27 protein-coding genes are annotated in these 25,908 nt (G+C 72.9%); 12 read left to right on the top strand and 15 right to left on the bottom strand.

Going from position 1 to position 25,908, the window contains the following annotated elements:
* Window positions 1-114: 114 nt before the first annotated feature.
* A complete protein-coding gene (locus ACZ6ZT_RS27680; RefSeq protein ID WP_469722703.1) occupies window positions 115-975 on the top strand; it encodes a TIGR03619 family F420-dependent LLM class oxidoreductase in 861 nt (286 codons plus the stop codon).
* A gap of 43 nt (window positions 976-1,018) precedes the next feature.
* Here the strand turns inward: ACZ6ZT_RS27680 and ACZ6ZT_RS27675 are convergent, their stop codons facing one another.
* Window positions 1,019-1,594 (bottom strand): TetR/AcrR family transcriptional regulator, encoded by a 576-nt coding sequence (locus tag ACZ6ZT_RS27675; protein ID WP_469722702.1) that lies wholly within the window; start codon window positions 1,592-1,594, stop codon window positions 1,019-1,021.
* Between the two features lie 70 nt (window positions 1,595-1,664).
* On the opposite strand from ACZ6ZT_RS27675, the gene ACZ6ZT_RS27670 reads away from it, so the two are divergent.
* The gene (locus ACZ6ZT_RS27670) at window positions 1,665-2,558 is read left to right on the top strand and encodes an NADP-dependent oxidoreductase (RefSeq protein ID WP_469722700.1); all 894 of its coding nucleotides are present in this window, start codon (window positions 1,665-1,667) and stop codon (window positions 2,556-2,558) included.
* 26 nt (window positions 2,559-2,584) lie between these two features.
* On the opposite strand, the gene ACZ6ZT_RS27665 is transcribed toward ACZ6ZT_RS27670, so the two are convergent.
* The 3 genes from ACZ6ZT_RS27665 to ACZ6ZT_RS27655 form a co-directional block, all read right to left on the bottom strand.
* Entirely contained in the window at window positions 2,585-2,995 is a 411-nt protein-coding gene (locus ACZ6ZT_RS27665) for a DUF6188 family protein (RefSeq protein WP_469722699.1), read from the bottom strand.
* Window positions 2,992-4,800 (bottom strand): polymorphic toxin-type HINT domain-containing protein, encoded by a 1,809-nt coding sequence (locus ACZ6ZT_RS27660; protein ID WP_469722698.1) that lies wholly within the window; start codon window positions 4,798-4,800, stop codon window positions 2,992-2,994. Before ACZ6ZT_RS27660 ends, ACZ6ZT_RS27665 begins: the two co-directional genes overlap by 4 nt.
* A gap of 103 nt (window positions 4,801-4,903) precedes the next feature.
* On the bottom strand, window positions 4,904-5,377 hold the full coding sequence (locus ACZ6ZT_RS27655; protein ID WP_469722697.1) for an ATP-binding protein: 474 nt from the start codon (window positions 5,375-5,377) through the stop codon (window positions 4,904-4,906).
* 126 nt (window positions 5,378-5,503) lie between these two features.
* On the opposite strand from ACZ6ZT_RS27655, the gene ACZ6ZT_RS27650 reads away from it, so the two are divergent.
* The 3 genes from ACZ6ZT_RS27650 (at window position 5,504) to ACZ6ZT_RS27640 (ending at window position 8,552) form a co-directional block, all read left to right on the top strand.
* On the top strand, window positions 5,504-6,337 hold the full coding sequence (locus ACZ6ZT_RS27650; protein WP_469722696.1) for a helix-turn-helix domain-containing protein: 834 nt from the start codon (window positions 5,504-5,506) through the stop codon (window positions 6,335-6,337).
* A complete protein-coding gene (locus tag ACZ6ZT_RS27645; protein ID WP_469722695.1) occupies window positions 6,334-6,594 on the top strand; it encodes a DUF397 domain-containing protein in 261 nt (86 codons plus the stop codon). Before ACZ6ZT_RS27650 ends, ACZ6ZT_RS27645 begins: the two co-directional genes overlap by 4 nt.
* Window positions 6,595-6,704: 110 nt before the next feature.
* Window positions 6,705-8,552, top strand: a complete 1,848-nt coding sequence (locus ACZ6ZT_RS27640) for an MFS transporter (RefSeq protein WP_469722693.1) — start codon at window positions 6,705-6,707, stop codon at window positions 8,550-8,552.
* Between the two features lie 108 nt (window positions 8,553-8,660).
* Here ACZ6ZT_RS27640 and ACZ6ZT_RS27635 read toward each other — a convergent pair whose 3' ends face one another.
* Complete coding sequence (locus ACZ6ZT_RS27635) at window positions 8,661-8,999, bottom strand: hypothetical protein (RefSeq protein WP_469722692.1); 339 nt, start codon at window positions 8,997-8,999, stop codon at window positions 8,661-8,663.
* A 123-nt stretch (window positions 9,000-9,122) separates the two neighbouring features.
* Between ACZ6ZT_RS27635 and ACZ6ZT_RS27630 the strand changes: the two genes are divergently transcribed.
* Entirely contained in the window at window positions 9,123-9,521 is a 399-nt protein-coding gene (locus ACZ6ZT_RS27630) for a VOC family protein (protein ID WP_469722691.1), read from the top strand.
* 6 nt (window positions 9,522-9,527) lie between these two features.
* Here the strand turns inward: ACZ6ZT_RS27630 and ACZ6ZT_RS27625 are convergent, their stop codons facing one another.
* The 7 genes from ACZ6ZT_RS27625 to ACZ6ZT_RS27595 all read right to left on the bottom strand — a co-directional run bounded on the left by ACZ6ZT_RS27625 (window position 9,528) and on the right by ACZ6ZT_RS27595 (window position 18,122).
* A complete protein-coding gene (locus ACZ6ZT_RS27625) occupies window positions 9,528-9,827 on the bottom strand; it encodes a hypothetical protein (protein WP_469722690.1) in 300 nt (99 codons plus the stop codon).
* Window positions 9,828-9,870: 43 nt separating this feature from the next.
* Window positions 9,871-11,466: an APC family permease gene (locus ACZ6ZT_RS27620; RefSeq protein WP_469722689.1), complete on the bottom strand. Its 1,596-nt coding sequence runs from the start codon at window positions 11,464-11,466 to the stop codon at window positions 9,871-9,873.
* Between the two features lie 231 nt (window positions 11,467-11,697).
* Window positions 11,698-13,185, bottom strand: a complete 1,488-nt coding sequence (locus ACZ6ZT_RS27615) for an aldehyde dehydrogenase family protein (protein WP_469722688.1) — start codon at window positions 13,183-13,185, stop codon at window positions 11,698-11,700.
* The gene (locus tag ACZ6ZT_RS27610) at window positions 13,182-14,921 is read right to left on the bottom strand and encodes an N-acyl-D-amino-acid deacylase family protein (protein ID WP_469722687.1); all 1,740 of its coding nucleotides are present in this window, start codon (window positions 14,919-14,921) and stop codon (window positions 13,182-13,184) included. The genes ACZ6ZT_RS27615 and ACZ6ZT_RS27610 overlap by 4 nt, the downstream gene beginning before the upstream one ends.
* Before the next feature lie 213 nt (window positions 14,922-15,134).
* Entirely contained in the window at window positions 15,135-16,256 is a 1,122-nt protein-coding gene (locus ACZ6ZT_RS27605) for an LLM class flavin-dependent oxidoreductase (RefSeq protein WP_469722686.1), read from the bottom strand.
* 109 nt (window positions 16,257-16,365) lie between these two features.
* Entirely contained in the window at window positions 16,366-17,151 is a 786-nt protein-coding gene (locus ACZ6ZT_RS27600) for an SDR family NAD(P)-dependent oxidoreductase (protein ID WP_469722685.1), read from the bottom strand.
* A 23-nt stretch (window positions 17,152-17,174) separates the two neighbouring features.
* A complete protein-coding gene (locus tag ACZ6ZT_RS27595) occupies window positions 17,175-18,122 on the bottom strand; it encodes an LLM class F420-dependent oxidoreductase (protein WP_469722684.1) in 948 nt (315 codons plus the stop codon).
* Window positions 18,123-18,262: 140 nt separating this feature from the next.
* Here ACZ6ZT_RS27595 and ACZ6ZT_RS27590 point away from each other — a divergent pair, with 140 nt between their 5' ends.
* Entirely contained in the window at window positions 18,263-18,475 is a 213-nt protein-coding gene (locus ACZ6ZT_RS27590) for a hypothetical protein (RefSeq protein ID WP_469722683.1), read from the top strand.
* 121 nt (window positions 18,476-18,596) lie between these two features.
* Here ACZ6ZT_RS27590 and ACZ6ZT_RS27585 read toward each other — a convergent pair whose 3' ends face one another.
* The 3 genes from ACZ6ZT_RS27585 to ACZ6ZT_RS27575 all read right to left on the bottom strand — a co-directional run bounded on the left by ACZ6ZT_RS27585 (window position 18,597) and on the right by ACZ6ZT_RS27575 (window position 21,416).
* Entirely contained in the window at window positions 18,597-19,427 is an 831-nt protein-coding gene (locus ACZ6ZT_RS27585; protein WP_469722682.1) for a L,D-transpeptidase family protein, read from the bottom strand.
* Between the two features lie 73 nt (window positions 19,428-19,500).
* The gene (locus ACZ6ZT_RS27580; protein ID WP_469722681.1) at window positions 19,501-20,721 is read right to left on the bottom strand and encodes a sensor histidine kinase; all 1,221 of its coding nucleotides are present in this window, start codon (window positions 20,719-20,721) and stop codon (window positions 19,501-19,503) included.
* Window positions 20,718-21,416, bottom strand: a complete 699-nt coding sequence (locus tag ACZ6ZT_RS27575; protein ID WP_469722680.1) for a response regulator transcription factor — start codon at window positions 21,414-21,416, stop codon at window positions 20,718-20,720. The genes ACZ6ZT_RS27580 and ACZ6ZT_RS27575 overlap by 4 nt, the downstream gene beginning before the upstream one ends.
* An 89-nt stretch (window positions 21,417-21,505) precedes the next feature.
* Between ACZ6ZT_RS27575 and ACZ6ZT_RS27570 the strand changes: the two genes are divergently transcribed.
* The 5 genes from ACZ6ZT_RS27570 to ACZ6ZT_RS27550 all read left to right on the top strand — a co-directional run bounded on the left by ACZ6ZT_RS27570 (window position 21,506) and on the right by ACZ6ZT_RS27550 (window position 25,907).
* Complete coding sequence (locus tag ACZ6ZT_RS27570; protein WP_469722679.1) at window positions 21,506-22,000, top strand: hypothetical protein; 495 nt, start codon at window positions 21,506-21,508, stop codon at window positions 21,998-22,000.
* Window positions 21,985-23,109, top strand: coding sequence for a peptidoglycan-binding protein (locus ACZ6ZT_RS27565; protein ID WP_469722677.1), 1,125 nt, complete (start codon window positions 21,985-21,987; stop codon window positions 23,107-23,109). The genes ACZ6ZT_RS27570 and ACZ6ZT_RS27565 overlap by 16 nt, the downstream gene beginning before the upstream one ends.
* Window positions 23,106-23,864 carry an ABC transporter ATP-binding protein gene (locus tag ACZ6ZT_RS27560; protein WP_469722676.1) on the top strand — a complete coding sequence of 253 codons (759 nt, stop codon included), beginning with the start codon at window positions 23,106-23,108 and terminating at the stop codon, window positions 23,862-23,864. Before ACZ6ZT_RS27565 ends, ACZ6ZT_RS27560 begins: the two co-directional genes overlap by 4 nt.
* A 242-nt stretch (window positions 23,865-24,106) precedes the next feature.
* Window positions 24,107-25,291 carry an ABC transporter permease gene (locus tag ACZ6ZT_RS27555; RefSeq protein ID WP_469722731.1) on the top strand — a complete coding sequence of 395 codons (1,185 nt, stop codon included), beginning with the start codon at window positions 24,107-24,109 and terminating at the stop codon, window positions 25,289-25,291.
* Window positions 25,292-25,577: 286 nt separating this feature from the next.
* A complete protein-coding gene (locus ACZ6ZT_RS27550; RefSeq protein ID WP_469722675.1) occupies window positions 25,578-25,907 on the top strand; it encodes a hypothetical protein in 330 nt (109 codons plus the stop codon).
* Window position 25,908: the final 1 nt, after the last annotated feature.

Genomic DNA, 25,908 nt, shown 5'->3' with positions numbered 1-25,908 from the left:
GCGGCAGCGGGCACCGGATGCCGCGGCACGGCGACGCAGGGGCGCGGCGCACTCTGCCGTCCTGGCGGGACGCCGTAGCTTGGCCTCTTCCACGACTCGGAGGTGCCCTCGCCCATGCGGATCGCCACGACCGTCTTCCTCACCGACCGCACCGTCTCCCCCGTCCGGCTCGCCCGCGCCCTGGAGCAGCGCGGCTTCTCCGGCCTCTACCTCCCCGAGCACACCCACATCCCGGTCAGCCGCGTCACCGCCGCGCCCATGGGCGGTGACCTCCCGGAGGAGTACGGGCGCACCCTCGACCCGTTCGTCGCCCTCGGGCAGGCCGCCGCCGTCACCGAACGCCTGCACCTGGGCACCGGCATCACCCTGGTCGCCCAGCACGACCCGATCGGCCTCGCCAAACAGGTCGCGACCCTGGACCACCTCAGCGGCGGCCGCGTCACCCTCGGCATCGGCTACGGCTGGAACGTCGAGGAGGCCGCAGACCACGGCGTCGAGTGGCGCACCCGGCGCGACCGCGTACGCGACCACATGGCGCTGATGCGCGCACTGTGGGCGCCGCGGCCGACCGGTCACGAGGGCCCGTACGCCTCCGTCCAGCCGAGCGCCGCCCACCCCAAGCCGGTCCAGCCGCCGCGCGAACTGGCCCCCGGGCAGCCGCTGTACGGCCCGCGCACCCTGATCGGCGGCTCCGCCGGCCCGAAGCTGTTCGCCGCCATCGCCGACCACGCCGACGGCTGGCTCCCCATCGGCGGACGCGGCCTGACCGAGTCGGTGCCGGTGCTGCGGCGGGTCTGGGAGGACGCCGGGCGCGACCCGAAGACCCTCCAGGTGGTCCCGTACGCCGTCCAGCCCAGCCCCGGCAAGATGGGCCACTACGCCGAACTCGGCCTGGAGGAGGTCGTCCTCCAGCTCCCGTCGGCCCCGGAGGCGGAGGTGCTGCGGGTCCTGGACGGCTTCGCCCGGTACCTCTGAGCGGCCCGGCGGCTGCCGGGTCGGCGCGTTCCGTTCCCCCGGCTCAGGGCGCGGTGGCTTCCCAGGCGGCCTCGATCATCCGGAAGACCTCGTCCACCGTGGCCTCGGGATCGTCCGCCCGGCAGGCCAGCGCGTAGGCGTCGATGGCGAACCGCGCGGTCGCCTGGCAGGCCGTCGCACTCCGGGACAGGTGGGGATCGGCGGCCAGCGCCGCCGCCAGCGCCTGCGCGTGGCGCAGGCCCATCGACTCCTCGTACTCCCGCAGGGCGGGCGATCCCTCGATCATGCGTCGGATGGCGGCACTGCCCTCCGCCGTGCAGTGCCGCACCAGGGCCTGGACCTCGCGACGCAGCGCCGGGATGAGCGGCTCGCGCGCAGGCCGGTCGGTCACCGCCCGCGTGAGGCGCTGCTCGAAGTCCTGGTCGCGCTCGAACACCAGGGCTTCCTTCGAGGCGAAGTGGGCGAAGACGGTGGTGACGGCCACGTCGGCCTCGGCCGCCACGTCACGGATGCCCACGGCGTCGTACCCGCGCTCCAGGAAGAGGCACAGAGCGGTGTCGGCGATCTTCTGACGGGTCGCGGCCTTCTTGCGTTCGCGGCGTCCGGGCGGCTCGGTCATGGCCCGACACTACCAGGTATGAAAACCTAACCATTGTGAAACCCTAACGGTTAGGGCTATCTTCGGCCGCATGAAAAAAGTGAGCTTCGCCGAGTTCGGCGGTCCCGAGGTCCTGCGACTGGTGGAAGCCGAGGAGCCCCACGCGGGCCCCGGCCGGATACGCATCGCCGTACGGGCGGCGGGCGTCAACCCCGTCGACTGGAGGATCCGGGAGGGCCAGGTCCTGGGAGCCCATCCGGTCGAGCTGCCCGCCGGGCTCGGGCTGGACGCCGCCGGGGTGGTGGATGAGGTCGGCGAGGGCGTCGAGGGAGTCGAGGTCGGCGACCGCGTGTTCGGCGAAGGCACCGACACCTACGCCGAATTCGCCGTACTGACGGCCTGGGCCCGGATCCCCGAAGGGCTGACCTTCGAGGAGGCGGCCGGGTACCCGTCGGTGGTGGAGACCGCGCTGCGCGTCATCCGCGAGGTCGGCGTGCGGCCCGGGCAGACCCTGATGGTCAGCGGCGCGTCCGGCGGCGTCGGGTCGGCGGTGGTGCAGATCGCCCGCGCGCGCGGCATCACGGTGATCGGCACGGCCGGGGCCGCGAACCAGGACTACCTGCGCGGCCTGGGCGCCCTCGCCACGACCTACGACGAGGGCTGGGTCGAACGGGTGCGGCACCTGGGCCGGGTCGACGCGGCCCTCGACCTGGCCGGCTCGGGCGTGATCCGCGAACTCGTCGAGCTGACCGGGGACCCGAGCAAGGTCGTCTCCATCGCCGACCTCGCTGCGCCACAGCTGGGCGTCCGGTTCTCCGGCGTGGCCGGGAGCGTGCCGGACGCGCTCGCCGAGGCCGTCGACCTCATCTCCCGGGGCACGCTCCACATCCCGATCGAGAAGTCCTACTCGCTCACCGAGGCAGCGGCGGCCCACACCGACAGCCGCGCCGGCCACACCCGCGGGCGCCGGGTCCTGTCCATCTGAGCCGCGGCCCGCCCGAAGTGGCGTCCCTAGGCCTCCTGGCCCTCCCAGCCCTCCGCCCCGGGGGTCAGCATGACGCCGGCCCCCGCACGGCAGGACCAGCGGAACGCGCCGGGCCGGTGCAGGGACGCCCGTGTTCCCAACTCCGCACCCCGGATGTTCAGGTGGTGGCCCGTACTGAACACCAGCCGCAGCGCCCCCGTCCTGAAGGCCACCGCCGACAGAACGGTGGCGCCGACAAGCCGGTCCCAGCCGTCACCCGCGACCTGCGCGGCCCCCGGGGCGGTCGCCGGTCCCTCCGTCAGCAGCACGGGGCCGGACACCGTGAGGGCCGTCCCGTCGGCGAACGTCACCGACAGGGTCTGCTCCGTACGGCTGACGGCCAGCACCGGGGTGCCCCGCAGCCCGATGCGCCAGCGGTCGCCGAGGTCCTCGATCACGGCAGGTCCGGCAGGTGGTCGAAGATGTTGCCGATGCTGTCGCCCGGCGAGCCGTCCGGCATCTGGGGGTGCACCTCTCCGGTCTTGGGGTCGACGAGCATGTCCGGGTTCTTGTTGCCGCCGATCCCGCGCCACGCACCCTGGGCCTTCACCTTGTGGATCGCGTCCTTGATCTGCTTCACCGAGTAGCCGGTCGCCTTCGCGATGGCGGCCGGCCTGCTGCACAGTCCACCCGCATTGTGGACCAGGACCGGGGTCGCGCCCGCGAGGACGTAGTAGGTGTGCAGGTCGTTGACCGTCAGGTTGTACGCGCCCTGGAGTTCCTTCCAGTGCGTGACCCGGTCGACCGCGACGACCGTGCCGCCAGGGGTGCGCAGGGTGTCGCCGGAGTTGAGCTCGGCGGCGTCCGTCCACTGCCCGCGGTTCTCCACCCAGAACGGGTGGTGGTCGGTGGCCGTGAGGGCGCCCGCCCCCTGGCCCACGGTGATGCCGGTGAAGTCGACGTCGTCCGGGGTGTGGATCGTGGCGTCGACCCGGCGGGGCCCGTCGGCGCCCGTCTCGGGATCGGCGGCGAAGACGGTGTCGCCGACGCCGATCCGCTCGATGGGACGGGTCGTCTTCCCGTCACCCATCAGCACCTGCGTACCGGCAGGGAAGCTGTTGAAGCATCCGGCGACCTTCTCGGTCTTGCGGGCCGCCCGGATGGCCTCGGCGGTGAGCGTGCCGCCGGTCTTCAGCCAGCGCATGACGACGAGCCCGCCCACGGCCCGGTCGGTAGTGCTCAGTTCCTCACCGGTGGCCAGGTTGTGCCCGGTGACGGCCTCGACGACGCCCTTGCCGTCGCCGATACCGGGGAGCAGGTCGAGCAGCAGGCCCATCTTGCGGTCCTGCTCGGCGAGCACCTCGCGCGGCACGGTGTTCGCACCGACCCGGTCGGCGACGTGGGAGAAGTCGAACTTGAAGTCCGGGACGGCGAGGATCTTCTCGGCGGCCTTGTTGAACCCGGCGACGGCCGTGTTCATCTGGCCCACGCCCTGGTTCATCTGGCCGACGCCCTCGTTGAGCTGGGCCATCCCCCGGTTGGCCTGCTTCAGGCCCTCGTTCATGCCGTCGATGCTCGCGTTGACATCGACCATGACCCCGTTCATCTCGTCCAGGGCCTCGTTCATCTGGTCGAGACCGCTGTTGATCTTCGTCAGGGCGCCGAGGACGTCGTCGATCCACCGGCCGAACGACCCGTCGGCCACCACCGGCGGCAGGTCCTCACCCGGCGGGAAGAACTGGACGGCGGTCAGGAAGGCGAGCATCTCGACCGAGTCGTTCGCCGTCCCGCTGGCACGCGCCGCCAGCTCCAGCTTGCCGCGCAGCGACTCCATCGCCGGCTTGGCCGCCTTGAACGTCTTGGCGAACTGCTGCAACACCTCCAGCCGCTTCTTCGGGTCCGTGTCCGGCTTCGGGTGCAGAAGGATCTCCGGCTGGAGCTTGACGAGCGCCTGCACCTCCTTCGAGATCTCGGCGAAGGCGGGCTGCTCGTCGTCCTCCATGCCGCCCTGGAGCGTGTAGAGGACCACCCCCAGGGCGAGCCCGACCTTCAGTGACTTGAGCGCGAACTCCTTGGCGCACTTGGGCCGCTCCAGCAGCGGCAGCTGCTTGCACTTCGCGTACTGCGATACCCGGGCGGCGATCTCCAACAAGGTGGGCGGCCGGTCGACCGCATCCGCCGCCGCAGCCGTTCCGGCCGCCCCCACCGTCAGGCACATGACGGTGAGGAGGATGACTATCTTCTGTCTGACGTGCTGAAACATGCGTTCCCTACGACGCGGCCGCAAGGGCCGCGCTCCCCGCGGCGGCACAGGCCGCCGTTGTTACTCGCGCGTACGGCGCTTGGTCGCGGCTCACGTTAAGGCGTTACCCGAGGTCATGATCATCGCCATGGCCGCCGGGGAGGACGGGCCGTACGCGGCGGGGGAGTTCGGCCCAGACCGTTTTGCCGATCAGGCGGTCCGTGACGCCCCAGTCGGTGGCGAGGGCCTGCACGATGCGCAGGCCGTACCCCGAGCCGGGGCGGTGGTCCGGGGGCCGGACCACCGGACGCCGGTCGCTGCGGGCGTCGGACACCTCCACCCGCAGCACCCCCTCCAGCAGCGTCATCCGCAGCTCGAAGTCCCGCCCCGCGACCCGCCCGTGCAGGACCGCGTTCGCGGCGAGTTCCGCGATGAGGAGCCCGGCGTCGGCCGACAGGGGCGTCCCCTCGGGCATCCCCCAGTCGTGCAGCTCCACGAGCGCCAGCTGGCGGGCGAGCCGGGCTCCCCTCCGGGTGCAGCTGAAACGCTGAGTGAACACGCGTACGAGGGTCCGGGCGGAGCCGGACGGTGTGGTCATGGCAACAACGTCCCTTGTGGGGCGGGTAGTTCCCAGCACCCCGACTACTACTTTTCAACTGTAGTAGTCGACTCTATGGACAGGGACGGTCACCGACCGTGAGCATTGCGCGGGGAGGTGACCGTGATGACCGCTGCCGATGACGGCACCAAAAAGGTGGAACCCGATCCGGACATCAAGAACTTCGGCGAGACGCTCGCCGCTTTCCGGAAACGCGCAGGTCTGACCCAGGAACAGTTCCACTCCATGGTGGGCTACTCGATCCAGTACGTGGCCGCCGTGGAACAGGGCCGCAAGCACCCGTCCGCGAACTTCGTGACCAAGTCGAACGAGATCCTGGACGCCTTCGGCGTCCTCCAGATCGCCGCCCGGCAGATGGACCGACGGCGTGGGCTGGCGAAGTGGTTCCGGCGCTGGGCCGAGCTGGAAGCCGAGGCAATCGCGCTCTACACGTACGAATGCCGGTCCGTGCCGGGGCTGCTCCAGACGGAGGCCTATGCCCGGGCCCAGATCGAAAGCGTCCCACCCGTAGTCACGGAACAGGAGACGGCGGATCGCATCGCCCGGCGCCTGGAGCGACAGAAGGTGCTGCGCCGCACTCCCTATGCCACCTTCAGCTTCATCATCGAGCAGGCGGTGATCGAGCGGCAGACGGGCGGCCCCGAGGTAGCCCGCGAGTTGATCGACCACCTGTTGGAGTGTGCCGCACTTCCCAACGTGGACATTCAGATCATGCCGAGGGTGAGCCCCGAACACGCCGGCACCGACGGCCCCTTCCGACTGCTGGAATCGAAAGAACACGAGTGGTGGGGGTACAGCGAGGGCCAGCAGACGGGACGCATCATTTCCGACCCGAAAGACATAAGCCTGCTCCACCAGCGGTATGCCAAACTTCGCATCCAGGCCCTCAACCCTGCGGACACCGTGGGCCTGTTGAAGCGATTGCGAGGATCCCTGTGAACAGCTCCCAGCTCCGGTGGTTCAAGAGCAGCTACAGCAGCGGTGATGGCGACAACTGCGTCGAGGTCGCCCTCTCCTGGCACAAGTCCAGCTACAGCGGCAGCCAAGGCGACGACTGCGTCGAGGTCGCCGCCTGCGCCACCGGCACCGTCCACATCCGGGACTCCAAGCTCACCGCCAGCCCCGAGCTCGCGGTCGGGGGCGGTACCTGGACCGCGTTCCTCGGCGGGCTGGGTGTCGGTGGCGGGCACCACTGATCTCTCCATACCGGCCCCTTGGATGATCGACCTACCTTAGGATCTGCGTCGTCCATCCAGGGGGCCGAGTCGGCATCTGAGCCCCGAGCCGAAGGGCTGATGCCTCCACCGTGGAACACCTGACGGGGCAGGACCCCACGCACATAGGCCCGTACCGGCTGATCGCCCGCCTCGGCGCGGGCGGGATGGGGCTGGTCTACCTGGGCCGCTCCGACCTCGGGCGGACGGTCGCCGTCAAGGTCGTCCAGGCCGAGTACGCCCAGCATCCGGAGTTCCGCAGCCGGTTCGCCCGCGAGGTGGCGGCGGCGCGGCGGGTGGGCGGGGCCTGGACGGCCGACGTCCTCGACGCCGATACCGAGGCCGCCGTGCCGTGGGTGGCGACGCAGTACATACCGGGGCCCGACCTGACCGCCGTCGTGGGCCAGGACTTCGGGCCGCTGCCGGAGCGGTCGGTCCGTACCCTCGCCAACCGCCTCGCCCTCGCCCTCCAGGCCGTGCACGAGGCGGGCCTGATCCACCGCGACCTCAAACCGTCCAACGTACTGGTCACCGTGGACGGCCCCCGCGTCATCGACTTCGGCATCGCGCGGGCGATGGACAGCCTGGCCGGGGACAGCCTGCACACCCGCACCGGCATGCTGATCGGCTCCCCCGGCTTCATGTCCCCGGAGCAGGTGCGCGGCCTCGAACTCACCCCGGCGTCCGATGTGTTCTGCCTGGGGGCGCTCCTCGTCTACGCCGCCACCGGGCGCCTGCTCTTCGGGGCGACGGAGAGCGGGCTGAACGCCCACCTCTTCCGGATCGCCGAGGAGGAGGCGGACCTCACCGGCGTACCGGATTCGCTGATCGAGCTCGTACGGGCCTGTCTGCACAAGGACCCGGCCAAGCGGCCCACCCCCAGCGAGGTGGCCACGTACACGGCGGGCGACCAGGCGGGCGAGTGGCTGCCGGGGGCGGTGCTGGCCCAGCTCGGCCGCCGTGCCGCCCATCTGCTGGACTACGCCCCCGTCGTCCCCGCCGTACAGCAGGACCCCCGCGTCCAGCTCGCCCAGCCGGCGTCCCCGCCGCCCGCGGACGCCCCGACCGCGCACCCCACCCGCCCGGCGGTGTCCCTCGCGGGGCGCCGGTGGGGGCTGCTGGCGGTCGCGCTGGCCCAGCTGATCGTGCTGTTCGACGCGACGCTCTCCACCATGCGGGGCTTGTGGTCCCTTGGTGGCAGGGTGCGGGTGACGTCCACGGCCCATGTGGACGTGCTGCCCGCCCTCTATGTGCTGGGGTTCGTCGCGCTGCTGCCGTTCGGAGCCCGCATCGCGGACCGCGTGGGGCGCAGGAGAACGCTGGTGATCGGCCTGGCGGGTTTCGCGCTGGCCGCCGCGACCGGCAGTGCGGGGCCCGGTCCCGTTCTGCTGGGCGTGACCCGTCCCCTCCAGGGCATCTTCGCCGCGCTGGTCTCGTCGTCCGCGGCGCTCCTGGTGTCCACCTCCTTCACCGGCTCCCGGGAGCGGCGCAAGGCGTTCGGGATCTACGTCGCGGTCGCGGGCATCGGCCCGGCGCTCGGCGCCTTGGTACGCGCGTGGCGCCTCACGGACCTGCCCTGGAACTGGTGCGCGTTCGCCGAAGTCCCGGTCGCCGTGATCGCCGCCATCGGGGTGGCCAAGGCGATGGAGGACCGTCCGGGACGCATCGGTGCGCGCTCCGACGTGCTCGCCGTGCTGCTCGGCTGCGCCGGGATCGTCGGGATCAGCGGGGCTATTCCGTACTTCGGCCACCGGGCGCTCATCCTGCCTCCCGTGGCCATCGTCCTGCTGGCGGCCTTTGTGTGGCGGCAAACCGGGAGCGCCGGCGCCCTCGCTTCGCCCTCCGGCGTCACCTCCCGGGCGCCGGTCGGGTCCTTCCTCGCGGCGGCCCTGACGGGACTCGGCGTCTTCGGGGTGCTGGTCGCCATGGGCTGGTGGTAGGAGTACCCCAGCTCGGGTGACCCGACCAGCGCCGCCCTGCCGGCCAGGCAGTGGGCGGGGTGATCGACGCCACCGGCGGCTCCGGCCTCTGAGCCCCCGTCCCCCGCTTCACGGCGGCGGGACCGGGCCCGGCGCGGTCGTGCCCGGGGCCGGACGCCAGAAGCGCCCGTCAGGCAGGGCCTGACGGGCGCCGAGGAAGTACTCCGCGTCGCGCTGGAACCGGACGTCCGGCACGGCGCCGCGTACGCGGGCCCAGATGCCCGGGGCCACGCGGTACTCGCCCGCGACCATCCAGGGGTCGTCACCGAGCACGAACAGGTGGCGGATCTCCAGGAACTGGTCCCGGCACAGGGACACGGACTCGACCATCTCCTCGTCCACGTCACCGAAGCCGGTCAGGTCCCAGACGAGGTTGTAGCCGTCGGCGAATGGATAGTCGCTGCTCATCCGCCTCAAGCTAGGCGCCCCGCGCGGGCCCCCGCACCTGCTTTTCGGGGGCCCGCCGGGGCCATCTGACACATCCCGCCCCGCCCGCCCCCGTGGCCGGGCGGGGCGACGTAGCCTCCCGGCATGATCAGTGCACACACCCACGTCCGGGTCGCACGGCCCTCGCTGGACCTCGCGGCCGCCGAGCGGTTCTACGTCGACGGGCTCGGGCTGGACGTCCTGTGGCGGACCAGCGGGCACGTGCCCGGGGAGCACGACCTGGTGATGGTCGGTCCGGCGGGCGGCGGCTGGCACTTCGAGCTGACCCGGGACCCCCGGGAGCCGCTGGCGCCCACCCCGACGGTGGACGACCTGTTCGTGGTCTACCTCGGCGGGGCGCCGGACGAGGCGCTCGTCCAGCGCCTCGTCGACTGCGGCGGGACCCGGGTGGCGTCACACAACCCGTACTGGGACGAGTACGGCGTCACCGTCGCCGACCCGGACGGGTACCGCCTCGTGCTGTGCTCCCGCTCCTGGGGCTGAGCGGGCTCAGCCGGCCTTCGGGGCGCTGGGCAGTCCGGCCGTCAGGGCGGAGCCGGCGCTGTCGAGGGAGGTCTCGGCGGCCCCGGAGGCGGAGCCGGCGGCCTGGGTGGTGATGCCGACGGCGGTCTTCGTGTCCTGCACGGCGTGGCCGGGGTGGTCCACGATGTCGCCGACGCGCTTGGCGATCGGCGCCACGGCGGGCTGCCCGTCCCCTTCGGCGGCGTGCGCGACGGCGGGCGTGAGGGCGAGGGCGGCGCCGCCGCCGGACAGCAGCAGGGCGGCGAGGGTGCGCTTGATGGCAGTCATGCCCGGCCCAACGACCCCGCCGTGGGTGGGGTTACCCCTCGCGTCAGTCCTGGACGACCAGGGACGGGGTGGACTTCGTGAGGATCTCGCCGCGGAAGAAGGCGGGGTTGCGGCGCTGGGTGACCAGCATGATGACCAGGCCGAGGGCGAGCAGGCCGACGCCGATGACGAAGACGCTGCCGACGCCGAGGCCGGGAATGCTGGAGCCGGATCCGTAGGAGGGGTCCCAGGCGTCGGTGAGGGTCTTGAAGAACACGGCGGCGAGGAGCAGGCCGCCGAGGACCGGGAAGACGCCCTTGAAGAACAGGGCGCGCAGGGACGTGCGCAGTTCGCCGCGGAAGTACCAGGCGCAGGCGAAGGCCGTGAGCGAGTAGTAGAAGCAGATCATCAGGCCGAGCGCGAAGATCGTGTCGGTCAGGACGTTCTCGCTGATCAGGGTCATGACCGTGTAGAACGCGCCGGTCGCGACGCCCGCCATGACGGTGGCGCGGCCCGGGGTCTTGAACTTCGGGTGGACCCGGGCGTAGGAGGCGGGCAGGGCCTCGTACGTGGACATGGCCAGGACCGTGCGGGCCACGGGGATGAAGGTGGTCTGCAGGGAGGCGGTGGCCGAGGCGAGGACGGCGACGAAGAGCAGGATGCCGAGGGCGGGGCCCATGACGGGTCCGGCGAGGGCGGCGAAGACGTTGCCGGAGGTCTCCGGGTTGCCGAGGCCGAGGCCGGAGGTGCCGGAGCCGACGGCCATCTGGGCGGCGACGCCGGTGGCCAGGTAGGAGCCGACCAGGACGACCATCGCGATGAGCGAGGCGCGGCCGGGGGTCTTGGCGGAGCCGGTGGTCTCCTCGTTGGTGGCCAGGCAGGCGTCCCAGCCCCAGTACATGAAGATCGAGAGGGAGAGCCCGGCGGTGAAGGAGCCCATGGAGCCGACCGCGAAGGGGTTCATCCACTCCCAGGAGAAGTCCAGGCCGGTGTCGAAGGTGCCGGCGGAGGCCTTCTGGAGGGCCATCGCGACGAACAGGCCGAGGACGGCGAGCTGGAGGCCGACGAGGGTGTACTGGACGCCCTTGGTGGCGGTCATGCCGCGGTAGCTGATGGCGGTGGCGACGGCGATGAGGGTGAGACAGGTGGCGATGTGGACGGCCTTGTTCCCGTCCAGGGCGGCGATCGACGGATTGCCGGTGATCTCACCCGCCAGCAGCCAGAAGTAGGAGGTGGCGACGCCCGCCAGGTTGGACAGCACGATGATCGTGGCGATCACCAGGCCCCAGCCGCACATCCAGCCGATCCGTGGGCCGAAGGCCTTGACGGTCCAGGTGAACGAGGTGCCGCAGTCCGGCATGGCCTTGTTGAGCTCGCGGTAGGCGAAGGCCACCAGCAGCATCGGGAGGAATCCGGCCAGGAACACGGCGGGCATGTGGACGCCGACCTCACCGGCGGTGGAGCCGAGGGTCGAGGTCAGGCAGTAGACGGGGGCGACGGTGGAGACGCCGATGACCGCGCTGCCCACCAGACCGACGGACCCCTTGCCGAGGCCCTTGCCGCGGACCCCGCCGCGCGCCTCGCCGTCGCCGGAACCCTGGTCCCGGGCGACGCCGCCCACCGTGTCTGCGACCTGCGGCCGTACGTCCACCTGTGTCATGGGTCAGGACGTTAGACGGTGCGGTTTCCACATCCGGAAGGCTTAAGTCCGTTTCTGAAGTCCGCAAAATGCCTTGGAATCTTGAGGCCTAGAGAGTTAATGCTGACGCAATGAAAGGTTCACGGGCCCGCCGATCATTGTTTCGGCGGACCCGGAGCATCGCTTTCACCATGCGGAAACCGCAGCTGTGTCCGTTTTGCCGGTTTTCAAAGTTTCCCGGTCAACTTTTGGTCAAGCCCAGACGATCGACTGGATTTCGCTGTAGGCGTGCAGCGCGTACGAGCCCACGTCCCGCCCCACACCGCTCTGCCGGAACCCGCCGAACGGCGCCTCCATGTTCCGGCCGATCGTGTTCACCCCCACCCCGCCGGACCGCAGCCGCCGCGCGACACGGAAAGCGCGGGCCGCGTCCCCCGACCACACGTAGCTCAGCAGCCCGAAGTCGCTGTCGTTGGCCAGCCGGACCGCCTCGTCCTCGGCCGCCTCCCCCTCCCCGTCGAACGGCACGACCACCACCACCGGCCCGAAGATCTCCTCCCGGACCACCCGCATGTCGCTCGTGCAGTCGACCAGCAGCGTCGGCGCCACGTAGAACCCGCGGCCCGCCCCCACCACCGGCCGCTCCCCGCCGTACGCCACCCGCGCGCCCTCCTTGCGGCCCAGCTCCACGTACGACTCCACCCGGTCCCGGTGCGCCGCCGAGATCACCGGGCCGACCACCGTGCCCCGCTCCCCCGGATCGCCCACCTTCATGAAGGCCAGGTAGCCGGTCAGCTTCTCCACCAGCTCCGCGTACACCGACCGGTGCGCGATCACCCGCGTCGGCGCCGTGCAGATCTGCCCGGAGTAGAAGGAGAACGTCGTCCCGATGCCCGCCACCGCCGCGTCCAGGTCCGCGTCCGCCAGCACCACCGCCGCGCCCTTGCCGCCGAGCTCCATCAGCTGCCGCTTCATGCCGCGCCCGCACACCTCCGCGATGCGCCGGCCGACGGCCGTGGAACCGGTGAAGGACACCATGTCCACGTACGGGGAGTCCACGGCCGCCTCGCCCACCTCCACCGAGGCGCCCGAGACGACGTTCACCACCCCGGCCGGGACCCCCGCCTCGTGCAGGGCCTCGGCCATCCGGAACACCGACAGCGGATCCTGCGGGGCCGGCTTGACCACCACCGTGTTGCCCATCGCCAGCGCCGGGGCCACCTTGCCCGCCGGGTTCGCCCACGGGTTGTTGTACGAGGTGACGCAGGTGACCACACCGACCGGCTGGCGCACCTCCAGCGCGCCGAGGACGGACGCCCTCCCCATCGGGCCCGCCTCGGTGACCTGCGGCGGCAGCCCGCGCTCCATCGGCTCCAGTGCGCCGCGCGCGTACCGCCGGAAGCGGGACACCCCGACGCCCACCTGCATCCCGCGCGCGATGCCCGTCGGGGCGCCGGTCTCGGCCCGCGCCAGGTCCGCCCACGGCTCGAACTCCCGCTGCATCACGTCCGCGGCCCGGTCCAGGATCGCGGCCCGGGCCTGCGGCGTCGTACGGGACCAGCTCCCGAAGGCCTCCGCGGCGGCCCGGACGGCCTCCTCGACCTGGGCGCGGGTGGCCTCGGGGGCCAGGCCCACCACCGACTCGTCCGCCGGATTGACGACCTCGTAGTGGCCGCCGCCCGGCTCGACCCACTCGCCGCCGATGTAGAGCCGCTGAGGGGGGTAGGGGGTCTCGCTCATCGGGTGCTCACCGTCCTCGTGTCCCGGCCCGAACGCAGCACGGTCCCCGGGACCGCGCCCGTCACCTCGTCGTCGCGGATGGTCTCCACGCCGTTGACCCGGACCGAGACGATCCCGATGGCGCGGGCGTCCAGCCGCGGGCTGTCGCCCGGCAGGTCGTGCACGAGCGTCGCCGGGCCCGCCTCGATGCGCTCCGGGTCGAAGAGGACCAGGTCCGCGTGGTAGCCCTCGGCGATCCGGCCGCGCCCCCGCAGCCCGAACAGCCGCGCCGGGTCGTCGGTGAGCATCCGTACCGCCCGCTCCAGCGGGACCAGCTTGCGGCCGCGCAGGCAGTCGCCGAGGAAACGCGTCGTGTACGGGGCCCCGCACATGCGGTCCAGGTGCGCGCCGGCGTCCGAGCCGCCGAGCATCACGTCCTCGTGCCGCCAGGTCTCGGCGCGCAGCGCCCAGCTGGCCGGGTCGTTGTCGGTGGGCATCGGCCAGAGCACCGTACGCAGGTCGTCGTGGGCGCAGATCTCGACGAGGCAGTGGAAGGGGTCCTGGCCGCGCTCGGCGGCGATGTCGTTCACCACCCGGCCGGAGAGGCCCTCGTTCTCCTTGCTGTACGTGTCCCCTATGACGTACCGGCCGAAGTACGCGAGGCGGCGGAAGACGCCGGCCTCCTTGCTGTCGGCGTGGCGCAGCATCCCGGCGCGCACAGCGGGGTCGCGGAGCTTCTCGATGCGCTCCGGGACGGGGAGGGCGAGGACCTCGCCCCAGCCGGGGATGAGGTTCAGGGCGCAGAAGGTGCCGAGGGACATGTTCATGGGGGTCAGGATCGGCATGGTCAGCGCCACGATCCGGCCGCCCGCGGCGCGGGCCCGCTCGCTGGCGAGCAGCTGGCGCGGGACGCGCTCGGGGACGGCGGCGTCGATGGTGAGGACGTTCCAGTTCAGGGGGCGGCCGGCGGCGGCGCTCATCTGGACGAAGAGGTCGATCTCGGCGTCGGAGAACTGGTCCAGGCAGCCCGCGACGATCGCTTCGAGCTGGGTGCCCTCGTGGTCGGCGACGGCCCGGGAGAGCGCGAGGAGTTCGGCGGGGCGGGCGTGCCGGGAGGCGACGGGGGCGCCGTCGCCGTCGGAGTGGGTGGAGGACTGGGTGGTGGACAGGCCCCAGGCGCCGGCGTCCATGGCGTCGTGGAAGAGGCCGAGCATCTCCCGCATCTGCTGCTCGGTGGGCTGCCCGCCGACGGCGTCCTCGCCCATGACGTGCCGGCGCAGCGCGCAGTGGCCGACCATGAAGCCGGCGTTGACGGCTATCCGCCCCTCCAGGGCGTCGAGGTACTCGCCGAAGGTCGACCAGGACCAGTCGACGCCCTCCTCCAGGGCCTTGAGGGCCATGCCCTCGACCTTGCTCATCATGCGGCGGGTGTAGTCGGCGTCCTCGGGGCGGGCCGGGTTGAGCGGGGCCAGGGTGAAGCCGCAGTTGCCGCCGGCGACGGTGGTGACGCCGTGGTTCATGGAGGGGGTGGCGTACGGGTCCCAGAACAGCTGGGCGTCGTAGTGGGTGTGTGGGTCGATGAAGCCGGGGGTCAGGACGAGCCCGGTCGCGTCCTCGCTCGTCCGGGCCTCCTCGGTGACGCTGCCGGGAGCGCCGATCGCGACGATCCGGCCGTCGCGCAGGCCCACGTCGGCGGGGCGCTCGGGGGCGCCGGTGCCGTCGACGACGGTCGCTCCGCGGATGAGGTGGTCGAGCATGACGGGTCCCCTCCTGGGTGGCCGTGCCCTGGCCGGGCGGTACGGGTGGGCCCCCGGGCGGGTGCGCGGGGGTGGTGGGGGTGTGGCGGTGTGTGTGCGGCGGGCCGGGGCGGGGGCGGGCCGCTGCCGCCCGCTCCGGCCCGCCGCGGCGCCCTGCCGGGCGGCGGTCCGGGAAGACGCCGCCGCGGCGGGGGTCGGTGGGGCCCCGCGGGGTCAGGCCGACTGGCGGAAGCGGGTCGTGCGGTGGACCGGGTCCGTGTCGATGTGGGGGATGACGTGCTCGCCGATCAGCTTGATCGTGGTGAGGGTGTCCTCCTTGGAGACGCCCGTCGGCAGGCCGAAGGACAGCTGGTCGGCGCCCGCCTGCTCCCACCTCTTGCACTGGGCGCGGACCTCCGACGGGTCACCGCAGATCAGCAGCTCCTCCGCGATCAGCAGCTCGATGATCTCCGCGTTGTACTCCGGCAGGGTCTCCGGCCACTGCGGGATCGCCTCCGGCCGCGGGAAGGTGTCGTGGTAGCGGAAGACCAGCGACTGGAAGCGGTTCATGTTCGCGTTGACCGCGATCTCCACCGCCTTGTCGTGCGTCTCGGCGCAGATCGCGGTGGAGGTGACCATGACGTTGTCGTTGACGAACGCCCCGATCGCCTTCGCCTCCCGGATCGCCGTCTTGTACTGCTCCAGCACCCACTCCATGTCGGAGACCTTCTGGACGCTGAAGCCGAGGACCCCGAGGCCCTTCTTGGCCGCCATCGCGTACGAGGACGGCGAGCCGGCCGCGTACCACATGGCCGGGTGGGCCTTGCCGTACGGCTTGGGGAAGATCTTGCGCGGCGGCAGCGACCAGTGCTTGCCCTGGAACCCCTCGTACTCCTCCTGGAGGAACATCTTGGGGAACTCCGCGATGGTCTCCTCCCAGATCTCCTTGGTGTGGTTCATGTCCGTGATGCCGGGCATGAAGCCGAGGATCTCGTGGCTGCCCGCCCCGCGCCCGGTGCCGAACTCGAAGCGGCCCTTGGAGAGGTGGTCGAGCATGGTGACCTTCTCGGCCACCTTCACCGGGTGGTTGACCGGGGCGAGGGGGTTGAAGATGCCCGAGCCCAGGTGGATCCGCTCGGTCGCGGCGGCCAGGTACCCGAGGAACACCTCGTTCGCCGAGAGGTGCGAGTACTCCTCCAGGAAGTGGTGCTCGGAGGCCCAGGCGTACTTGAAGCCGGACTGGTCGGCCTGGATGACGTACTCGGTCTCCTCGAGCAGCGCCTTGTGCTCCGCCTCGGGGTCGACCTTGGACCGCGCCTGGGGCACGTATCCCTGCACGAAGAGCCCGAATTCCAAGGGGGTTCACCGTCCTTAGGTTTCTGACGTGTCGTCAGATCGATGGGTCCGACTGTTCCACCGCCGGGCGGGAGCGTCAATACCCGTGGCCGGGGTACCTGACGGTCCGTCAGAAGAGGCTGACCCCGGCCGTCCAGCCGCCGTCCGCCACGAACGGCTGGCCGGTGATGTACGAGGAGTCGTCGCCGGTCAGGAAGAGGGCGAGCCGCGCGATCTCCTCCGGCCGGCCCACCCGGCCGAGCGGCACCACCCGCTTGTAGAGCTCCGCCATCGCCTCCCGCGCCTCGTCCGTCACCCCGGCCGGGTCCAGCAGGCCGGGATTGGCCATCGGGGTGTCCACCGCCCCCGGGCACAGGGCGTTGACCCGGATGTTGTGCGCGGCCAGCTCCAGCGCGGCGACCCGGGTCAGCCCGAGGACGGCCGCCTTGGTCGCCGCGTACGCGCCCACGTACGCCATGCCCGTCAGCCCCGTGTACGAGGAGGTGTTGACGATGGTGCCGCCGCCCGCCTCCGCGATCTGCGGGGCGACCGTCTTGATGCCGAGGAAGGCGCCCACCTGGTTGACCTCGACCACCTGCCGGAACTCCTCCAGCGGGGTCGCGGTCAGCTCGTTGAAGCGCAGGATCCCCGCGTTGTTGACCAGGCCGCTGACCGGGCCGAAGGCCTCCTTCGCGGCGGCGACGGCGGCCTGCCAGTCCGCCTCCCGGCTCACGTCCAGCCGTACGTACCGCGCCCGGTCCGCCCCGAGCTCCTTCGCGACGGCGGCGCCCTGCTCGTCCAGTACGTCGCCCAGCAGCACCTTCGCGCCCTCGGCGGCGAAGAGGCGGGCCTCCTGCTCGCCCTGGCCGCGTGCCGCGCCGGTGATGATGACGACGCGCCCGTCCAGCTTGCCCATGTCGGTGCCCCTAACCGTTCGGTTCAGTCGTTGAGGAGCGGGGCCACCTCGGCCCCGAAGGCGGTGATCTGGTCGGTCAGCTCGGCGCGGTCGCGGCTGCGGAAGCGGACCTGGATCTGGTCGACCCCGAGGGCCCGGTAGCCGCGCAGGGACTCCGCGAGCGCCTCCGCCTTGCCGGTCAGGGCCCGGCGGCCGGTGTCCCAGCCGGGCTCGCCCACGTACAGCGCCTCGGTGAGGGCGCCGATCTCGACGGGAGCGGTGACACCGGCCCCGGCGCGCAGCTCGCGCAGCCGGGCGATCTGCGCCGGCAGCCCGTCGCGGGGGTCGCCCTGGGGGAGCCAGCCGTCCCCGCGCACGGCGGCCCGGCGCAGGGCCGCGGGCGAGGAGCCGCCGACCCAGACGGGGATCCGCTCCTGCGCGGGGCGGGGCAGCTGGCCGAGGTCCCGGAAGGAGAACCGCTCCCCCGCGAACTCCGGGTACTCCTCGGGCCCGAGGGCGGCGCGCAGGGCGTCGAGGCTCTCGTCCAGGACGGCCCCGCGGCGGGCGAAGTCCACGCCGAGCGCCTCGAACTCCTCCTGGACGTGCCCGGCCCCGACGCCGAGGATCAGCCGGCCGCCGCTGAGGTGGTCGAGGGTCGCGTACTGCTTGGCGGTGACCAGCGGGTGGCGCAGGCCCACGATCGCGACGTGGCTCAGCAGCCGGACGCGCTCGGTGATCCCGGCCAGGAAGGCCAGCGTGGCGACGGGGTCGTACCAGACCGTGCTCATGGGGCCGGCGAGGCGGCGCGGAATCGCCACGTGGTCGCAGGTGGCGAGGTACCCGAAGCCCGCCCGGTCGGCGGCCCTGGCCACCTCGGCGAGATCGGCCGCGCCGGCGGACGCCTCCCAGGGCTCGGCGTAGAGGGTGCTCTGCGACTGGACGGGAAGCTGCATCCCGTACGCCAGCCGGCCTTCCGGAAACACGCGTGCCATACCGGGCCCGCCTCGCCTTCGTCTGCCGTGGGCGCTTGCCGCGCCGTTGCCTTGCGGTGCCTTGCGGTGCGGTGCCTTGCGGTGCGGTGCCTTGCGGTGCCGGGCCATCGTCGTAGCTGACGGGCCGTCAGGCAAGGGGCGTGCAGATACGCCCGATCGACGCGGCCGCCGAGCACTGGCTGGCGCTGCTCAAGGCACAGGAGATCGTCGAGGACTACGAGCGGACCAACGGGCCCGTGCCGGAAGACCTCGTGGAAGAGGTCAGCCGCGCATGGCACGGCGAGCCCCCGCCGACCTCGTCGTCATCGGGACGTACTCGCGCTACGGGCGGGCCCGGCTGCCCGGCTTCGTGACCCGGCCGCTGTTCGCTCGCGTCGGCGCCGCTGTTCGGCGTGCTGGAGGGCTCCGGCTTCATTCCGGGGCTGGGCGGCGCGCTGGGCCGCGGCTTCGGGCTCGGCTCCGTCGCACCGCTGGTCAGAAACCCGGCGGGCCCATCGCGATGACCGGGTGCGCGGCCGGGTCCAGCGTGGCCAGGAGCTGCTCCATCGCCGCCTTCGGGACGCCCACACAGCCCTGCGAGGGGCCGTCGTGGTCCACGTGCAGCCAGATGTTGCCGCCCTTGTCCTCGCCGTCCGGCTTGACCGGGTCGAGCGGGGACACGCCCTGCCTGCGGTTGTAGTCGATCGCCACGACGTAGTCGAAGGAACCCGCCAGCGACTCCCCGTTCACGCCGTGGCCGGTGGCCACGAAGGCCTCGTCCCGGTCGTACGGGAGCTTCGTGCCGGGCGGGGCGGGCAGCAGGCCGCCCGCGTCGGTGAGGGAGAACACGCCCTCCGGGGAGGTCAGGTCCCCGTACGACCGGCCCGTGGACCAGCCCTTGGCGCCGTTGCGGGCCGGCCACTGCCCGGCGGCGGTCCAGTCGGCGCCCGCGGTGGGCCGGGTGTAGAAGGTGACGGTGGACTCCGAGGAGTCCTTCGCCCTGCCGGTGACCAGCACCAGTTGGCGGGAGTCCGCGGGGATCCGGGCGCGGGCCGCGTCGCCGAGGGTGGGCGGCAGGCCCTGGCGGGCGGCGGGACGGTGGGCGTCACGGGCCGCCCGGTCCTTGGCCGGCGGGCGGGCGTCCGTACGGGCGGCCGGGACGGCGGCGCCCGGCTGCTCGTGCAGCGCCTGCGCCCAGGCGGCGCCGAACGCCAGCAGACCGATGGTGGCCACCACGGTCAGCGCCCTCGGCCGGCGGGCGGCGGAGCTGGAGCGCGGACGGGTGCGGCCCCGGGAACGGGAACGGGCTCGGGCGTGCTTGCTCATTGCCCCGACCGTACAGCAGTCGATCTTCGTTCCCCCCGAACTCCGGGCCCGGCGAGCGTGCCGGAGCCGGAACCTAACGCGCGGGCCGTGGACCGAAGCTGACGTGGAGGGTGAGACCGCCGTCCGGGGCCGGGTTGGCCTCCGCGTGCAGCGGGGCCGTGTGGGCCCGGGCGATCGAGGCGGCGATCGAGAGGCCCAGGCCCGCGCCCTCGCCCGCCGTGTGGCGGCGCTCCGCGCGGCGGCGGAACGGCTCCAGCAGCCGCGGCACCTCCGCCGGGGCGATGAGCGGCCCCGTGTTGGACACCGTCAGCACCCCGGCGGCGGAGGTCGACACGCGCAGCCGTCCGCCCGCGCGGTTGTGGCGTACCGCGTTGGCCAGGAGGTTCCGCACCAGGTGGCCCAGCAGGGTCTCGTCCCCGCTCACCGTCAGCGGCGCGAAGTCCCCCGCCGCGTCCACTCCGGCGGCCCGCGCCTCCTCCCGTACGGCTGCCAGCTCCGCCCGCGCCAGCGCCGCCAGGTCCACCGGCCGGGCCGACTCCAGTCCCTCCTCGGAGACGGCCAGCAACAGCAGCGACTCCACGAGGTGTTCGCTGGAGTCGGCCACCGCGATGAGCCGCTCCCGGATCCGCGCCACCTTCGCCGGCTCCGGCTCCCCGGCCAGCCCGATCTCGGCGGCGGCCCGCTGGACGGCGAGCGGCGTGCGCAGCTCGTGGGCGGCGTTGGCCGCGAACCGGCGCTGCGCCCCGACCAGGTCCTCCATCCGGTCGAGCATCCCGTCGAAGGTGTCGGCCAGCCGCTTGAGCTCGCCGGGCGGCGCCTGGAGCGCGATCCGCTCGTGCAGGTTCGCCCCGGACAGCCGCCGGGCCGTCTCGGTGATCACGCCGACGGGACGCAGCACCCGGCCCGCCATCCACCAGGCCAGCCAGGCGGAGAGCACGGCGAAGAGGGCGAGCGCGATCAGGGAGACGAGGGTCAGCTCGTGCAGGGCCGCCTGGGACGCGGCGCTGGACAGGTTCCGGGTGACGCGCCACTGGTCCAGCTGCTCGGCGGTGGGGGTGGTCCCGGGCGGCAGCCGGTGCGCGGGCTCGGACCGCTCGCCGGGGACGGCCCCGGTGCCGCCGTCCGCCGCCGACCGGACGGGCATCACGGTGGTGACGGCCCAGCTGATCCGCGAGTACAGGCCCTTGCGCAGCAGTACGTTGACCAGCGCGACGAGACCCCCGCCCGCGAGCAGCAAGAGCACGCCGTAGAGGGCGGTGAGCCGGGCCCGCTCGGAATGGAGCACCGCCCTCATCGCGGACCGGCGCTCTGCGGGGCGGTGGCCGGGGCCGGGCCCGCGAGGCGGTAGCCCGCGCCCGGGACCGTCTCGATCAGCTGCGGCTCGCCGAGCTTCGCGCGCAGCTTGCTCAGCGTGACCCGTACGGCGTTGGTCCGGTAGCCGGTGTCCTGCTCCCACACCTGCTCGACCAGGTCGTCGCTGCTCAGCACCGCCCCCTCGGCCCGCAGCAGCGCCTCCAGCACCGCGAACTCCTTCCGCGACAGCGCCAGCCGGTGCCCGTCGCGGGACGCGGACCGGCGCGCGGTGTCGAGCGCGAGCCCGGCCCGCTCCAGGACCGGCGGCAGCGCCGGGCGGGTGCGCCGCCCCAGCGCCAGCACGCGCGCGAGGAGCTCGTCGTAGGCGAAGGGCTTGGTGAGGTAGTCGTCGGCGCCCAGGCCGAGCCCCTCCACCCGCTCCCGTACGGTCCCGGAGGCGGTCAGCATCAGGACCCGGGTCAGCAGCCGCTCCCGGACCACCTGGCGGCAGACCTCGTCACCGTGCAGGCCGGGCAGGTCCCGGTCGAGGACGAGGACGTCGTATTCGCCCAGGCGCAGCCGGCGCAGCGCCTCCAGGCCGTCGCCCGCCTCATCGACGGCCAGCGCGTCGCGGCGCAGCCCCTCGGCGATCATCTCCCGGAGGAATTCCTCGTCCTCCACCACCAGTACTCGCATCCGTCCTCTCTACCGCAGGAGCACATTTCGGCGTTGTAAGCGTCCTGCGAGAGAGAAGCGAAACCCCCTCCTCCCGCACCCTCGGGCCCATGAAGCGATCCCTGACCATGACCACGGCCGCGGTCCTCACCGGGCTGACCCTGTTCGTCACCGCCTGTACGAACGGCGGCGCGTCCGAGAAGAAGGACGGCGGGAGCAACGCGGCGAGCGGCGGCAGCGGCGGCGGCGCCGACGCCGACGCCGACAACGCGCTGAAGATGCGCAAGTGCCTGCGCGACCACGGCATCGACGCCCCCGACCCCGCACCCGGCCAGGACCCCCGCGGCATGACCGTCGGCGGCGACGCGGACCCGCAGAAGATGCAGGAGGCCATGAAGGCCTGCGGCATGCAGGGCCCCGGCTCGGGCAAGGAGCCGACGCAGGAGCAGAAGGACAAGGAACTGCGCTGGGTGCAGTGCATGCGCAAGAACGGCGTGGACCTCAAGGACCCCGAGTACAACGGCGGCGCGAAGACCGCCATCGAGATCCCCAAGGGACAGGAGAAGGCCTTCGAGGAGGCCCAGAAGAAGTGCGAAGCGGCCTGATGGCCCGGCGCGGCGCATGGCTGCTCGGCTCCCTCGTCGTGGTGCTGGCCGTCTCGGGCGGCGGCTACGCCGTCCTCGACCGGCCCGCGCAGGGCGGCGCACGCCAGCAGCGCGGCACCGACCACCTGCCGCCCGCGACGGCGCCGGTCCAGCGCGGTGACCTCTCCTCCGGAACCCAGGTGGACGGCACCCTCGGCTACGCACAGGAGCGCAAGCTCGGCGCCCCCGGCCCGGGGGTGCTCACCTGGACGGCTCCGGAGGGTGCGGCGGTCGAGCGGGACGGGCGGCTGTACGAGGTCAACGGGAAGCCGGTGCGGCTGATGTACGGGGCCGTACCGATGTACCGGCCGCTGAAGGCCGGAGACAAGGGCGACGACGTCAAGCAGCTCAAGCGGAATCTGGTGGCCCTCGGCTGGGGAACCGGCCTCGACGCCTCGGACGGCACCTTCACCGGGGGCACCACGGCGGCGGTCAAGCGCTGGCAGAAGGCCCACAAGGAGAAGGAGACGGGTGAGGTCGCCAAGGAGGACATCGCCTTCGCGGCGGGCCCACAGCGGGTCAAGCGGAACGACGCGGCGGTGGGCGACGAGCCGGGTCCCGGAAAGCCGGTGCTGACGGTGACCGGCACCGAGCGGACCGTCCGCTTCCAGCTGGAGGCGGCGAAGGCGGGCACGGCGAAGCCCGGCGACCCGGTGAGCGTACGGCTCCCGGACGGCAGCACCGCGTCCGGGAAGATCGACGCGGTCGGCGGCACGGCGGGTACGGACGACCAGAACGGCGGCGGCTCCGGCGGGGGCGGGGGCGGTGGCGGCGGTGACAAGAAGGCGAAGGTCGAGGTGAGCGTCGCCTTCGACCGGCCGGGCGACGTCAAGGGCCCGGACCAGTCCCCGGTGTCGGTGTCGCTGACCGGCGAGACCCGCACCGGCGTGCTGTCCGTCCCGGTCAGCGCGCTGCTGGCGCTGCCCGGCGGCGGCTTCGGCGTCCAGGTGGTCGAGAACGGCCGGGCGCGCGACGTACGGGTGGAGCTCGGCATGTTCGGCAACGGCCGGGTCGAGGTGACCGGCGGGGACCTCAAGGAGGGCATGCGGGTGGGGGTGCCGACGATATGACGGCCGATGCCGTGACGACGGCCGGAGCCGGGGCGCGGCGCGCCCCCGCCCGGCCCGTGATCGAACTGGCCGGGGTCACCAAGGAGTACCCCGGCGGGGTCGCGGCCCTGCGCGGGGTGGACCTCACCGTCCTGAGCGGGGAACTCCTCGCCCTGGTCGGCCCGTCGGGCTCCGGCAAGTCCACCCTGCTGCACATCGTCGGCACCCTGGACCGGCCGACCGCGGGGCGCGTCGCCATCGCGGGGCACGACGTGGCGGCCCTGTCCGACCGGGCCCTGTCGGCACTGCGCTCGCGCCACGTCGGCTTCGTCTTCCAGTCCTTCCACCTGGTGCCGGGCCTCAGCGCCCGGGCCAACGTCGCCGAGGGCCTGCTGTACTCCGGCCTGCCGCGCGCCGAACGCGGCCGGCGGGCGGAGCGGGCCCTGGAGCGGGTCGGCCTCGGAGACCGGATGGAGCACCGGCCGCACGAGCTGTCGGGCGGGCAGAAACAGCGGGTGGCCATCGCCCGGGCGGTGGCGGGCGAACCGGACCTGCTGCTCGCCGACGAGCCGACCGGGGCCCTGGACACGGCGTCGGGGCGGTCGGTGATGGAGCTGCTGCGCGAGCTGAACGAGGAGGGCGCCACCATCGCGGTGATCACCCACGACACCGAGATCGCGGCCGCCCTCCCCCGCCAGGTCCGCATCCGCGACGGCGAGATCGTCGCGGACGTACGGACCGGGACCGGGACCGGCCCGGGAAGGGAGGCGGCGTGAGCGGCGGCGCGGGTACGGGTGGGGGCGGCGCTACGGGGGCGGGCGGCGCGGGCGCCGGTACGGGCCCGGGCGGCGCGGGTGCGGACACCGACACGGGCCAGGACGCCGGTACGGGGGCGGATACGGGCACCGGTACCGGCCACGACACCGGTACGGACGCGGGCGGCGCGGGCGCCGGTAGGGACCCGGGTGGCCCGCGCGGCCCGGGCACCGGCCCCGGCCGGCGCAGGGCCCGTACGCGGCTGCGGCCGCCCCGGCTCACGCCGCGCGACGTCCTGCACGCCGGGTCGGCGGGGCTGCGCGCCCGCCCGACGCGGGTCTTCCTCTCCGCCCTCGGGATCGCCATCGGCATCGCGACGATGATCGCGGTGGTCGGGATCTCCTCCTCCAGCCAGGCCAAGCTGCTGCGCGAACTCGACCAGCTCGGCACGAACATGCTGGTGGCCACCCCCGGCCAGTCCATGTTCTCGGGGCAGGACACGAAGCTGCCCCCGGAGGCCCCGGGCATGATCTCCCGTATCGACGGCGTCGAGTCGGTCGGTACGACGGGGGACGTGGCGCAGTCCGTACGCCGGTCGGAGAACATCCCGGCCGGGGAGACGGGCGGCATCGCGCTGAAGGCCATCAAGGACGACCTCCTCGGCACGCTGCGGTCCGGCGTGCGCAGCGGCACCTGGCTGAACGCCGCCAACGGCCGCTACCCCGCCGTCGTGCTCGGACACGTCTCGGCACAGCGCCTGGGCATCACGCAGCCGGGGCAGCAGGTGTTCATCGGCGGCCGCTACTTCACGGTGGTCGGCATCCTGGAGCCCATCCCCCTGGCGCCGGAGATCGAACGCGCGGCCCTGATCGGCTGGGAGGCGGCGACCGGGCTGCTGGGGTTCGACGGCCACCCGACGGCGGTCTACGAACGGTCGGCGGACGACCGGGTGGCGCGGGTACGCCGGCTCATCGCGGCCAGCGCCAACCCGCAGACGCCGAGCGCGGTGTCGGTGACCGACCCGTCGGCGGCGCTCCAGGCGAAGGCGGCCACGGAGGGCGCCTTCAGCACGCTGCTGCTCGGGCTGGGCGGGATCGCCCTGCTGGTGGGTGGGGTCGGGGTCGCCAACACCATGATCATCTCGGTGCTGGAACGCCGACACGAGATCGGGCTGCGCCGCTCGCTCGGCGCCACCAAGGGGCAGATCCGGATCCAGTTCGTCACCGAGTCACTGCTGCTGTCCGGACTCGGGGGCCTGGCCGGCATCGCCCTCGGCGGCGCCGCCACCGGGATCTACGCCCGGGCGGGCGGCCTGCCGTGGGTGGTCCCGCTGTGGGCGGTCACCGGCGGCTTCGCGGCCACCCTGGCCATCGGCACGGTGGCGGGCCTCTACCCGGCGGTCCGCGCGGCCCGCCTCTCGCCGACGCTGGCGTTGCAGGCGGCGTAGCGGAACGCGCGGCCGGGCCGGCCTGCGGATGCCGCCGGTCACCAGTCGCCGGTCGCCAGTCGCCGGTCGCCGGTCGCCGGTCGCGCCGCGGGAGTCGCCCCGCGGGAGTCGCCCCGCAGAAACGGCACTGCGGGGCGACCGGTCGCATCATCAGACCGCAAAGGCCACCTGATCTGGGGGATTGCCGGCCCGTCCCCCCCTTCGGCGGCCGCCGGGACGCTACTACTGGTCGGGCCGGCCGCACGGCAGTACGGAAGTGCGGCCGACCCGACCAGGAGGAACAGTCATGCGGAAGTCCGCCACCCTGCTCGCCGCCGTCGCCCTCGCCCTCGCCGCCGCGTCGCCCGCCAGCGCCGAGGTGAACAGCCACTGCGGCCAGTACATCTGCGTCATGACCGCGCACCACAACCGCTTCGTCCAGGACATCACCGTCCAGACCCGCGACGGCAACCCCGGGGTGCTGCGCGCCTACTGGGGCGAGTTCCGGTCGGGCCGGGTCACCGCCGCCTCCCACCGCTGGGGCGTCGGGTACGAGCAGGCCGGCGCCAAGCTCGTCTGCGGCGGTCTGGAGCGCGACGGCCGCACCATCGAGGACGGCATCTGCGTCACCATCTGAC

This window comes from Streptomyces sp. NPDC102258 (assembly GCF_055584685.1).
This window is presented reverse-complemented; position numbering and strand designations above follow the sequence as displayed.

Bases quoted from the DNA above. Each gene is read 5' to 3' on its own strand.
- ACZ6ZT_RS27550 (WP_469722675.1), top strand. From the start codon at position 25,578: ATGCGGAAGTCCGCCACCCTGCTCGCCGCCGTCGCCCTCGCCCTCGCC.
- ACZ6ZT_RS27655 (WP_469722697.1), bottom strand. From the start codon at position 5,377: ATGACCACACCGTCCGGCTCCGCCCGGACCCTCGTACGCGTGTTCACT.
- ACZ6ZT_RS27625 (WP_469722690.1), bottom strand. From the start codon at position 9,827: ATGACTGCCATCAAGCGCACCCTCGCCGCCCTGCTGCTGTCCGGCGGC.
- ACZ6ZT_RS27675 (WP_469722702.1), bottom strand. From the start codon at position 1,594: ATGACCGAGCCGCCCGGACGCCGCGAACGCAAGAAGGCCGCGACCCGT.
- ACZ6ZT_RS27670 (WP_469722700.1), top strand. From the start codon at position 1,665: ATGAAAAAAGTGAGCTTCGCCGAGTTCGGCGGTCCCGAGGTCCTGCGA.
- ACZ6ZT_RS27610 (WP_469722687.1), bottom strand. From the start codon at position 14,921: ATGCTCGACCACCTCATCCGCGGAGCGACCGTCGTCGACGGCACCGGC.
- ACZ6ZT_RS27560 (WP_469722676.1), top strand. From the start codon at position 23,106: ATGACGGCCGATGCCGTGACGACGGCCGGAGCCGGGGCGCGGCGCGCC.
- ACZ6ZT_RS27660 (WP_469722698.1), bottom strand. From the start codon at position 4,800: ATGTTTCAGCACGTCAGACAGAAGATAGTCATCCTCCTCACCGTCATG.
- ACZ6ZT_RS27680 (WP_469722703.1), top strand. From the start codon at position 115: ATGCGGATCGCCACGACCGTCTTCCTCACCGACCGCACCGTCTCCCCC.
- ACZ6ZT_RS27575 (WP_469722680.1), bottom strand. From the start codon at position 21,416: ATGCGAGTACTGGTGGTGGAGGACGAGGAATTCCTCCGGGAGATGATC.
- ACZ6ZT_RS27620 (WP_469722689.1), bottom strand. From the start codon at position 11,466: ATGACACAGGTGGACGTACGGCCGCAGGTCGCAGACACGGTGGGCGGC.
- ACZ6ZT_RS27635 (WP_469722692.1), bottom strand. From the start codon at position 8,999: ATGAGCAGCGACTATCCATTCGCCGACGGCTACAACCTCGTCTGGGAC.
- ACZ6ZT_RS27615 (WP_469722688.1), bottom strand. From the start codon at position 13,185: ATGAGCGAGACCCCCTACCCCCCTCAGCGGCTCTACATCGGCGGCGAG.
- ACZ6ZT_RS27585 (WP_469722682.1), bottom strand. From the start codon at position 19,427: ATGAGCAAGCACGCCCGAGCCCGTTCCCGTTCCCGGGGCCGCACCCGT.
- ACZ6ZT_RS27595 (WP_469722684.1), bottom strand. From the start codon at position 18,122: ATGGCACGCGTGTTTCCGGAAGGCCGGCTGGCGTACGGGATGCAGCTT.
- ACZ6ZT_RS27650 (WP_469722696.1), top strand. From the start codon at position 5,504: ATGACCGCTGCCGATGACGGCACCAAAAAGGTGGAACCCGATCCGGAC.
- ACZ6ZT_RS27570 (WP_469722679.1), top strand. From the start codon at position 21,506: ATGAAGCGATCCCTGACCATGACCACGGCCGCGGTCCTCACCGGGCTG.
- ACZ6ZT_RS27630 (WP_469722691.1), top strand. From the start codon at position 9,123: ATGATCAGTGCACACACCCACGTCCGGGTCGCACGGCCCTCGCTGGAC.
- ACZ6ZT_RS27580 (WP_469722681.1), bottom strand. From the start codon at position 20,721: ATGAGGGCGGTGCTCCATTCCGAGCGGGCCCGGCTCACCGCCCTCTAC.
- ACZ6ZT_RS27600 (WP_469722685.1), bottom strand. From the start codon at position 17,151: ATGGGCAAGCTGGACGGGCGCGTCGTCATCATCACCGGCGCGGCACGC.